This is a genomic window from Nostoc sp. KVJ20, from assembly GCF_001712795.1.
Classification (GTDB): domain Bacteria; phylum Cyanobacteriota; class Cyanobacteriia; order Cyanobacteriales; family Nostocaceae; genus Nostoc.
The window spans coordinates 1-11,633 of sequence record NZ_KV757555.1; the positions used below are offsets into that span (position 1 = coordinate 1).

At 45.0% G+C, this 11,633-nt stretch carries 5 protein-coding genes; all 5 read left to right on the forward strand.

Annotated features, from left to right (window positions below; genetic code table 11):
* Positions 1–866: 866 nt before the first annotated feature.
* The 5 genes from A4S05_RS42975 to A4S05_RS03935 all read left to right on the forward strand — a co-directional run bounded on the left by A4S05_RS42975 (position 867) and on the right by A4S05_RS03935 (position 11,485).
* Positions 867–1,031, forward strand: coding sequence for a CopG family transcriptional regulator (locus A4S05_RS42975; RefSeq protein WP_084226972.1), 165 nt, complete (start codon positions 867–869; stop codon positions 1,029–1,031).
* 475 nt (positions 1,032–1,506) lie between these two features.
* A complete protein-coding gene (locus A4S05_RS03920; protein ID WP_069068519.1) occupies positions 1,507–3,288 on the forward strand; it encodes a ShlB/FhaC/HecB family hemolysin secretion/activation protein in 1,782 nt (593 codons plus the stop codon).
* Between the two features lie 64 nt (positions 3,289–3,352).
* The gene (locus A4S05_RS03925) at positions 3,353–5,863 is read left to right on the forward strand and encodes a two-partner secretion domain-containing protein (RefSeq protein ID WP_141699641.1); all 2,511 of its coding nucleotides are present in this window, start codon (positions 3,353–3,355) and stop codon (positions 5,861–5,863) included.
* A 14-nt stretch (positions 5,864–5,877) separates the two neighbouring features.
* Entirely contained in the window at positions 5,878–8,799 is a 2,922-nt protein-coding gene (locus tag A4S05_RS03930) for a two-partner secretion domain-containing protein (RefSeq protein ID WP_084226973.1), read from the forward strand.
* A 214-nt stretch (positions 8,800–9,013) separates the two neighbouring features.
* The gene (locus A4S05_RS03935; RefSeq protein ID WP_069068523.1) at positions 9,014–11,485 is read left to right on the forward strand and encodes a two-partner secretion domain-containing protein; all 2,472 of its coding nucleotides are present in this window, start codon (positions 9,014–9,016) and stop codon (positions 11,483–11,485) included.
* The last annotated feature ends 148 nt before the right edge of the window (positions 11,486–11,633 follow it).

Consider the following 11,633-nt stretch of genomic DNA (forward strand, 5'->3'; position numbering starts at 1 on the left):
AACTCACCATCTGACTTTTCACGGTATCTGCAGTCCCTCACTTCTCTTTCTCTCTCCTACAAGACTACGGTGTACACACAAGTCGGAAAAAGTTCAAGTTCCCATGTTTTTATTGTTTATCTCGTTTTATCTCGTTTATCTCGTTCCTATGCTCTGCATAGGAATGCCTGATTAGAGGCTCTGCCTCTAGTCATATATTGAGTCAGAGACTCGATGAATGCATTCCCAGGCGGAGCCTGGGAACGAGGAAATGCTTATCAAGCTAGGTTTTTAGGACTTGTGTGTACACCGTAGCTTATAAAGGGGGGAATTCAAAGTCCCCCTTTTTAAGGGGGATTTAGGGGGATCAAGATATGTGCAACTTCACATTAAATTGGTATTAGCTCGACTTTATCCATTTTTTCGCAATGTGATGTCTACGCTATCGCTGAAACTTTTGTGGTACAGAAGTTTTCTTTTTTAGCTTCATCAATAATCTGTGATGTGGAAAAAGTATTTGCTAAAAAGCCAGGCTTTTGCCGGATAAAGAAAACCGAGTTCTTAATTTTGGATAAAGTCGAGCTTAGAGAATTGATATGACATTACAAATTTTTTTGTACTATTTTCCTTATGTAGTGCGTAATAACACTTATTTGTCCTACATATTTTGATCTTATTTTTACATTTTATTTACAATTGCTGCCCAGAAAGTAGCTAAACTTTATACTCTAGGATATACTTTACCTCTTCACTATTGTTTATAAAAATATCCTATCCAACTTCATGATTACTTGAATCAAATGTCATTACTTATACCATTGTAGTAGCAGTTTACATGATTGATATTAGAGAAGTAGTTTAAAACATAGCTTGTCTAATACATATACATGAATAAAAAATGGGCTGCTAAACGACTTACAATCAACCTCACATCAAGTGAGGCACAGAGACTTGAACAATACTGTTCAATCACGGGAAGACCCGCAACTGATGTAATTAGAGAGTTAATTCGCTCTCTTTCTTCTAAGGAGGAAAAAGCCTCTGAAAACTAGGAAATCACACTGTACAAAAAAGAAACCCAGGGTAAGTACATTTCAATTTGTGAGTGTATAGTCCTTAACAGTTATCAGCTAACGGTTAATCCGCATTAAAGTTAGGGGATTTCAATAAGAACACTTTCTTACAAGGTGACGCTCCGACGCCGCTAACAGAGTGAAGACTTCCTCCACTCTGACTTTTTTTTGGGATATTGTGCAGTCATCTTGATACACTTGCGTAAGAAAGCGGGAAGCTGACGCAACAGTGGGAGTCTTAAACCGTGAGCTTCCCTCTGGTCGCGGCAGGAAACAGAGAGCATCAGGCAGTTTTCCTCCAGCAATAACTGCCTGATGCCTTCCTTGATAAATAGTAATATTACTGATTTTTTTTAGAAAAATTTAAGTTAGATATAGTGGCTGCCATGTATTTACTTATACTTTAGAAGTATTAAGGATTCGATCTGTAATTTAATTTATTTAATTACAAATAATGATTAGAAGAACCTTGGTTATAAATCAGCCAGAGGTAGGCAAGTTCGCGGGCAAACTGAGGATTTTTCCGGGATGTCTAACACTTAGCTTTGCGATCGCAGCAGTATTATGCAACTATCAAAATGCGATCGCCCAGACTCCCAATCCTCAGACATTACCCCCAGGTCGATTAGAGGATATTCCTGAAACTCCGTTACCGTCAGATGTTCTACCCAAGCCAACAGACAAGAATCAACTGCTTCCATCCCCAGAACTACCGAATCAGCCAATTGGGGAACAGGGTGACTTTAATGCCAGATTTCGGGTTGATCGCATTGAAGTTTTGGGCAGTACAGTTTTCAAAGCAGAACAGTTTACCGCTGTCACCGCTGCCTTTGTGGGACGAGAACTGACCTTTGCTGAGTTGTTGCAAGTTAGAGATGCCATCACAAAGCTCTACACTGATAACGGCTATGTAACTACAGGGGCGTTGATTACACCACAGACAGTAGAAGCTGGGGTGATCAAAATTCAGGTGATCGAAGGCACTGTGCAAGAAATCAAGATTATCGGTAATAGACGATTGCATAGTCAATACATTCGCGATCGCATCCAACTTGGTACTGGCAAACCGCTAAACATACCGCGCTTACTAGAAAAACTACAACTACTCCGTCTCGATCCGCGGATTCAAAACCTGTCAGCCGAGTTGCAAACAGGCCTGCAACTGGGAACCAATGTGTTGCAGGTTGAGGTTGAAGAAGCAGAAACTTTTAAACTGACAGCAAATCTGGATAATGGGCGATCGCCCAGTGTCGGCAGTTTTCGCCGGGGAGTGGATCTGCAAGAAGCCAATTTATTGGGCTTGGGTGATACTCTGAGTGTGGGATATGCCAACACCGATGGCAGTAATACCATCAACGTCAATTACGCGCTGCCGATTAATGCCCGTAATGGCACCGTATCCTTCGGTTTTAGCCAGGGATGGAATCGCGTCATTGAAAAGCCATTCAATGTTCTTGATATCCAGTCAAATAGCCGTTCTTACGAATTGGGCTATCGACAACCACTGCTGCAAAAAACAACCCAAGAATTGGCAATCGGGCTGTCATTTTCGCGCCAGGAAAGCCAAACTGAGTTGGGTATTGATAACATTGGCCCGTTTAAACTCTCCCCCGGTGCAGATGCAAACGGAAAAACTAATATTTCGGCTCTGCGATTTTTTCAAGAATATACCCAGCGAAGTAACCAGTATGTATTTGCAGCGCGATCGCAATTAAGCTTTGGCGTAGATTGGTTCGATGCAAATGTCAGTGATAATGAACCAGATAGCCGCTTTTTCGCATGGCGGGGACAGGCGCAGTGGGTGCGGCAATTAGCACCAGATACTCTATTTTTAGCTAGGGGCGATTTCCAATTGGCAGCAGATTCCCTAGTGCCTTTGGAGCAATTTGGTCTTGGTGGACAGCTAAGTGTACGAGGCTATCGCCAAGATGCATTACTCACAGATAATGGTCTGTTATTATCCGCAGAATTTCGAGTACCTATTGTCCGCGCTAAGAAGATTGGCGGGGTGCTACAACTGACACCCTTCATTGAAGTTGGCAAAGGCTGGAATGTTAAGGGCGAAAATCCATCACCAAGTACACTTCTTAGTACTGGGTTCGGGCTATTGTGGAAACAGGGCGATGACTTCTTAGCCCGCCTAGATTGGGGCATTCCTCTGATCTCAGTGGATGGTGAAAGGCGATCGCTCCAAGAAAATGGGCTATACTTCTCGATACGCTATTCACCGTTTTGAGATCGGTTAAATACTATACCGTTTTGGGCATCCTAAAATACAAGGTATAAATAAAGGCTTGGCGATGAATGCGACCTCTACTTGGTTGTTTCTGTGTGGTGGAATAGTGCCGTTGATGGTAATGCCAACCTGGTGCAGCTTTGCCAACGCCCAGGTAACTCCCGATGGCACATTGAATACTACTGTCTCCCAAAGCGGTAATAACTTCACCATCACCAACGGCGATCGAGTTGGTAATAACCTTTTCCACAGCTTTAGCCAATTCTCAGTTCCTACAAACGGCTCGGCATTCTTCAACAACGCCTCAGATGTGCAAAATATTTTCAGTCGCGTCACTGGAGGCAGTGTTTCATACATTGAGGGGTTAATTCAAGCGAACGGTGGTGCTAATCTGTTTTTGCTTAATCCTAGTGGGATTATTTTCGGCGCCAATGCTCAATTGAATATCGGTGGTTCGTTTATCGGTACAACTGCCAACAGTATTAAATTTACTGATGGTGTTGAGTTTAGCGCGATTAATTCCCCAGCGACTCCACTGTTGAGCATCAACGTTCCCGTTGGTTTGCAAATGGGTAGCAATCCCGCATCTATAACCGTTCAAGGCACAGGACACTCCTTGAGTAATCCTGGTGGACTGCCTCTTGTGACTCAAAATCCAAGTCCTACAGAATTGCGGATACAGCCGGGAAAAACCCTAGCTTTGGTGGGTGGCAATCTGGAGTTGAAAGGGGCAACGCTCACCGCCAAGCAAGGGCAAGTAGAATTAGGCAGTGTGAGTGGTGCAGGATTGGTTAGTTTGCTCCCAACTGTACAGGGGTATACTTTGGGATATGAAGATGGGCAAAACTTTGGTGATATTCAGCTAGCAGAGCGATCGCTATTAGATATCAGTGGGGTGAATGCAGGTTCCGTTCAAATTCGGGGGCGACACATTCAATTCACCGATGGCTCTCTGGTGCTGGCACGAAATTTAGGCAATCTCCCCGGCGGCGACATTCGCCTTCAGGCTACAGAGGCGATTGATTTGATTGGCACAACATTTGATAGCACAATTCGGAGCGGGGTACGTACCGAAGCTGTGGGTGTCGCAGCTAGTGGGAACATCAGTGTAATTACTCCCCGTCTTACCCTTCAGCAGGGAGGGGGGTTGAATAGCAATTCAGTTGGAGTGGCCCCCAGTGGCAATATCCACATTGATGCAACAGCAATTGAAATGTCTGGCTTCTCACCAATCAATCCAAATAGCGTTAGTACCCTTTCTACTTCTGTTTATGGTTCTGGAAACGCTGGCGATATCTCCATCAAAGCCAATAGTTTACTGGTGTCAAATGGTGCATCACTGATTTCAGCTACATTTGGTAGAGGCTCCAGTGGCAAAGTAGCAATTAGCACTAATCACACCACTGTGATGGGACAAAGCCCCGCCGGGCAATATAGCAACATTAGCTCAACTACATTTGCAACCGGAAACGCCAAAACTTTGACCCTAGATACCGCCAAGTTGCAAATTCTGGATGGGGGAGCAGTTGCGACAACCACATTTTTTGCAGGTAATGGGGGAGATATAAGCATTAACGCTACGGAATCCATCGAAATCAGTGGTCGCAGTCGGAACAATAACAGCAGTATCAACTCATCTACCACTCGACTAATTCCACAACTGCGGCAGAGATTCGGTTTGCCAGATATACTCACAGCGAATGCCGGCAGTGTGAGCATTACCACGCCGAACCTGACGGTGACAGATGGCGGAACAGTCAGTGTCACCAGTCAAGGTAGTGGAAATGGTGGCAGTCTCAACATTACAGCCAATACCATCCGATTAGACCGTCAAGGAAGCATCCAGGCACAAACAGAATCAGGTGATGGAGGTAATATCGCCTTACAAGTTGGGAAGTTGTTGCTGCTGCGTGACAATAGTGCGATCGCAGCAACAGCAGGTGGTAATGGTGATGGAGGTAATATAAACATTAATGCACCCATCATCACCGGATTAGAAAACAGTGACATCATTGCTAATGCCATTAAAGGTCAGGGAGGTAATATTCAAATCACCACCCAAGGCATCTTTGGGCTGAAGTTAAGCGACCAACTCACACCTGATAGTGACATCACCGCCAGTTCGCAATTTGGGTTGAGTGGCACTGTTCAAGTTAATACTATCGGTGTTGATCCAAATTCTGGCTTAGTCCAACTACCAGCAAATGTGGTTGATCCATCGCAGAAAATTGCCACAGGTTGCGCGGGCAATGAAGGCAGTCGGTTTGTGGCAACGGGACGGGGTGGTGTGCCGCAAAATCCAACGCAGCAAGTGACAAGCAATCGCATTTGGTCTGACATCCGCGATATCTCTGCATACCGGACAAATAGTGAAATCACAGCCCAAATTCCCCCATCCCCAAAAGTTATTGACCAAGCGACTTCCTGGCATCGCAACCCCCAAGGCAAAATTGAGTTAGTTGCAGATAAATACCCTGCTCAGACCCAACAAGTATTAACTTGCGCTGATCTACTTACAAGTCTTAGCAATGTTAGCAATAATACCATTTATGGGAACTCTAAATATAGAGTATAAAAGGAAACTTGGCGATGGGTGTTAATTCTGGTTGTTTGGGTTTAATTGGTGGAATATTGATCAGTGCGATGTGGTGTGACTTTAGCAATGCCCAAATTATTCCCGACGGAACCCTCAACACCAGTGTCTCCGCAAATGGTAATAATTTTACTATTACAAATGGAAATCGTGCTGGCAATAACCTTTTCCACAGCTTCAGCCAATTCTCAATTCCCAGCAACGGCTCGGCATTCTTCAACAACCCCTCAGATATTCAAAATATCTTCAGTCGTGTCACTGGGGGGAGTGTTTCCCAAATTGATGGTTTAATTAAAGCCAATGGTAGCGCCAATCTGTTTTTGCTCAATCCTAGTGGGATTATTTTCGGCACTTATGCTCAATTGAATATTGGTGGTTCATTTGTGGGGACAACGGCGAGTAGTATTAAGTTTGCTGATGGGACTCAGTTTAGTGCAGTAAATTCAGCGACAGCACCATTATTAACCATGAGTGTACCCATTGGTTTGCAACTGGGTATTTCTGCTGGTCAGATTGAGGTGCAGAGTAATGGGAATGATGGCATTGTACCTACCAGTAACTTGGGAATCGTAGCTTCTCCAGGAAAAACCATTGCCTTAGTTGGAGGAGATGTTACGTTTACAGGTGGTGTAATTACTGCCCTTGCAGGTCGAATTGAAGTGGGTGCAGTGGCTAGTGGGACTGTAAATCTGACTCCCACACCCACAGGATGGCAATTAGGTTATACACAAGTTGAAAATTTTCGAGATATAAAATTTACGGGGCGTTCTTCTCTGTGGAATCCCGATCCTGTTGGCAATCCTTTTGGGGGTATTCAAGTCGTAGGGCGAGATATTACCCTAGATCAATCCCAAATTGCCGCCGCCACAGCAGGAACTAGGCAGGGTGGTAATATTACGGTGAGTGCAGAGCGATCGCTCTTTTTGGGTGGTGTAAATCCTCAAGCTCAAGCTCCGAGCGCCTGGATTGTCAATCAGGTGGCTCCAGGAGCAACTGGGAACGGGGGAGCAGTGAAACTTCAAGCAGGCAATTTGACTTTACGAGATGGTGCAGCCATTGAAACCCTGAGTTTAGGAGCAGGAGCCGCAGGTACGGTGGAAGTAGTAGCAGATACCATTGCTGCTAGTGGTGTCGTCACTCTGCAATCTCCCTTATTTATATCTGGTACTACTAATAGCCGGATCGCCAGTCAAGTCTATGGAGCCGGAAATGGGGGAGATGTTGCCCTGGTGGTTGGAAAACTCATACTAGAAGATGGTGCTTCAGTCACAACAACCGTCTTTCCGGGGACAACTGGACGGGGTGGAAATATTTCGGTTGATGTCGCAGATGAGATTTATGCCTTACGAGTGAATTCCATTGGGTTTCAGTCCAGTGGTATTACTGCTTCCACATTTGGAATTGGTAATAGTGGAAACATCTATGTTTCTTCAGATAAATTAAATCTCATTGATGGAGGAACAATTAGCACCATTACTTCTCGCTTGTCAGGAATACCTGGTACGGGAATTGGTAACGCTGGAGATGTTACCTTAGTGGTACGTGAAGCGAGCAATTTAGTCGGAGTATCACCCATTTCTCCCTCCCAAAATAGCTTTATTGGCAGTCTTAGCACTGGCTCTGGTAATACTGGCAATGTGTTAATAACAACACCAGTACTATCTATCCAAGATGGTGCTACCTTGGGAGTGATTACTGTGCCAGTGGTTGGTGGACTTGGAGACCCCAACCAGGTAACTAATCTGGGGAGCAATGGCTCTGTTACTTTAAATGTAGCCGATCGCTTAACCGTTAGTGGTCTCAGTCCCATAACTGGCGGCAGTAGTGTTGTCAATAGCGCCAACTATAGCAGTGCCAAACCTGGAGATGTCACAATCACAACCAATCAATTGCTCGTTCTTAATGGTGGCATCATCAGTAACACGACTGTGGGAAGTGGTGATGCTGGGACTTTGACAATCCAAGCCAATGACATTCTGATCGATGGTGAAAATAATTTTGCAGTGATCGTTGCTAGTGCCCCCCTTTTGGATGCCACTAATCGTAGTTTGTTTAAGCTTCCAGACTCTCCCACCGGTAACACAGGTGTTATTAACATCAGTACTCAGCAATTAACTCTTCGCAATCAAGGTATTATCAGCGTTACTCATCAAGGTATTGGTAATGCAGGAGAGTTAAACATCCAAGCTGGCCGATTATTTTTAGATACTGGGGCAATTACTGCAACTACGGCATCTGGAAAAGGCGGTAACATCAATCTAGCATTAACAAATATACTTTTGGCTCGTAATGGGAGTCAAATTAATGTCGAAGCACGTGGTAATGGTAATGGTGGCAATATCAACATCAATGCTCCGGTGATTATTGGGTTAGAAAACAGCGATATTATTGCCAATGCTTTGAATGGTAATGGTGGCAATATTCAGATTAGTACTCAAGGCATCTTTGGCTTAAAATTCCGCGATCGCCTCACCCCAGAAAGTGACATCACTGCTAGTTCCCAATTGGGTATCAACGGTATGGTAGATATTAATAACTTCGGTGTTGATCCCAATTCTGGTTTAGTAGAACTAGCAGCAAATATAGCAGACCCATCCCAGCAAATTACCGCAGGTTGTTCTGATAATAAAGGCAGTAGTTTTGTAGCGACTGGAAGAGGTGGAGTACCGCAAAATCCTAATCAGGAAGTGACAAGCGGTGTCTACAACGGGCTACGCCTACGCACTTGGTCTGACATCCGCGATATCTCTGCACACCGCAAAACAGGTAATGTAACTACCCAAATAACAACCTCCCCAGAAACCCTTATTCAAGCTACTTCCTGGCATCACAACGCTCAAGGGAAAATTGAGTTAATTGCAGATAAATTCCCCACCCAGGTGCAAACATCCTTAACCTGTACTGCGGTTTCCAACTGAAGTCTGAGCGCTTGCGATTTCTGCGGCAAGTTCAGTTTTCATCGAAAATCGGCGGGAATCCCACCCCTTCTCTACGAGACGCTGCGCGAACGAGGGGCGGGAGGGATAGCCGCCCGCCGATTTGCACCAATGACTAATGACTCGAAATGATGCTGTTCAAACCCAATGCCATTTAGGGAATTCTATTTATATAAGTATTAATGGGAACCGAGCGATGAAAGCACCCTCTGTTTGCCGGGGTTTGATCAATGTAATGCTGACGGGTGGGATGCTCCTTTGGTGTGGCTCTGTGAGTGCCCAGGTAACTCCCGATCGCACTCTCAATACTACTGTCTTCCAAAGCGGTAATAACTTTACTATTACTAACGGTAGTGCCGCCAACAGTAACCTATTTCACAGTTTTCAGCAGTTTTCGGTTCCCACTGGCGGTTCAGCTACCTTTGATTTAGTGAACACGCCCAATATTTCTACCATCTTCAGCCGTGTTACTGGCGGTAATATCTCTAACATCGATGGCTTGATTCAGACAATTAACAGCAACAACCCCGTCAGTCTGTTCTTGATCAATCCTAGTGGGATAATCTTTGGAGCCAATGCCCAACTAAACATCGGGGGTTCGTTTATTGGTACAACTGCCAACAGTATTATATTTGCCGATGGTGCTGAGTTTAGTGTAATTAATTCTGAATCTGCCCCCTTGTTGAGCATCAATGTTCCCATAGGCTTGCAACTGGGTAACAATCCGGCATCTATAATCGTTCAAGGTACAGGACATACTTTGAGGAATATCAGTGGACTGGTTCTGCTTCCTCCGATTCAGACTCCCAGTTCTACAAAACTACGGGTACAGCCGGGAAACACCTTAGCTTTAGTGGGTGGCGACATACATCTAAATGGGGCAAACCTGGTCGCTGAAAAAGGGCGAGTTGAATTGGGTAGTTTAAGCGGTGCAGGATTGGTAAATCTGATACCAAGCGCACAGGGCTATACACTGGGATATGGAAATGTACAAAGCTTTGGCGATATTCAATTGGCACAGCGATCGCTATTAGATATCAGCGGTGTGAATGCAGGTTCCGTTCAAATTCAGGGTAGGCAAATTCAATTCACCGATGGCTCTCTGGTACTGGCGCAAAATTTTGGCAATCTCCCCGGTGGTGACATTCGCCTTCAGGCTACAGAGTCCATTAATCTGATTGCCAAAACAGCTGATGGCGCGATTCAGAGCGGAGTGCGTAGTAATGCTTTGGGTATGGGAGCTAGTGGGAATATCACCGTTATTACTCCCAACTTCACTATCAAGTCGGGAGCAGGGTTGAATAGCACAACTTATGGAGCAGCTCCGAGTGGCAATATTTATATTGATGCGATCGCTATTGAACTATCTGGCTTTTCACCCACTAATCCCGCTGACGTCACCACGTTAAACACTACTACACTAGGCACTGGAAATGCTGGTGATGTTTTCGTCAATGGTAATAGTCTACTAGTATCAAGCGGGGCCTCACTATCTTCGACTACCTTTGGCAGTGGTTCTAGCGGTAAAGTGACAATTCGTAACACCAATACCACGGTGATCGGAGAAAGCCCGTCTGAACTTTACAGCAACATTAGCTCAACTACATTTGCAACCGGAAGTGCCAAAACCTTGACCCTAGATATTGCCAAATTGCAAATTTTGGATGGAGGAGCAGTTGCCACCACCGCATTTTTTGCCGGTAATGGGGGAGATTTAAGCATCAACGCTACCGAATCAATCACAATCAGCGGTCAAGGTAGAGCAACTAATAGCAGCATTAACGCCTCTACCATCCGACCCGATCCGTTATTGCGGAAACGATTCGGTTTGCCGGATATATTAACAGCGAATGCCGGCACTGTCAGCATTACCACACCGAACTTGACGCTGACGGATGGTGGGACAGTCAGTGTTACCAGTCAAGGCAGTGGAAATGGTGGCAATATAAACATCAGTGCAGACACCATCCAATTAAAGAATCAAGGGTTTATCCAGGCACAAACAGAATCCGGGAATGGTGGTAATATTGCATTGTCCGCCAGAAACCTGTTACTTCTGCGGAATAATAGCCTGATTACCTCAACAGCTGGCGGCTCAGGGAATGGGGGTAATATCAGTATCAATGTACCCATCATCGCCGGATTAGAAAATAGTGATATTGTCGCCAATGCAGTTGTAGGTAACGGTGGTAACATCCAAATCACCACCCAAGGCATATTTGGCTTACAATTCCGTCCTCAACTCAGCCCAGAAAACGACATCACCGCCAGTTCACAATTTGGCGTAAGTGGCACTGTTCAAGTTAATACTATCGGTGTTGATCCAAATTCCGGCTTAGTTAAATTACCAGAAAATGTCACTGACCCATCGCAGCAAATTACTACAGGTTGTGCCGACAGTGAAGGCAGTCGGTTTGTGGCAACGGGACGGGGTGGTGTGCCGCAAAATCCCAGTCAGGAAGCGAGGAGCAATCGCACTTGGTCTGACATCCGGGATATCTCTGCACACCGCAAAATGGGTAATTTAAATGCCCAAATTCCAGCATCACCGAAAGTTCTCACCGAAGCCACAACTTGGCATCGTAACGCAAAGGGCAATGTTGAATTAATTGCGGCTCATTCAGCCAACTTACAGCCATCTTTAACCTGTGCTGTGGTGTCAAACTAATCAGTCCCGATGCTGGAAATGGTAAATTCAAATTATTTTGATTCTAGGCAATAGTTGTTCTCAACACGACTATTTCGGGAATCTTAAGACTATCAGTTAAAAGTAAGTATTTATGCCATGAGAGCGATGCCTAACGACAAGCCGCAAA

What these genes read in the sequence shown, in the direction of transcription:
- A4S05_RS03935 (WP_069068523.1), top strand. Translation starts at nt 9,014, where the DNA reads ATGAAAGCACCCTCTGTTTGCCGGGGTTTGATCAATGTAATGCTGACG.
- A4S05_RS42975 (WP_084226972.1), top strand. Translation starts at nt 867, where the DNA reads ATGAATAAAAAATGGGCTGCTAAACGACTTACAATCAACCTCACATCA.
- A4S05_RS03925 (WP_141699641.1), top strand. Translation starts at nt 3,353, where the DNA reads ATGAATGCGACCTCTACTTGGTTGTTTCTGTGTGGTGGAATAGTGCCG.
- A4S05_RS03920 (WP_069068519.1), top strand. Translation starts at nt 1,507, where the DNA reads ATGATTAGAAGAACCTTGGTTATAAATCAGCCAGAGGTAGGCAAGTTC.
- A4S05_RS03930 (WP_084226973.1), top strand. Translation starts at nt 5,878, where the DNA reads ATGGGTGTTAATTCTGGTTGTTTGGGTTTAATTGGTGGAATATTGATC.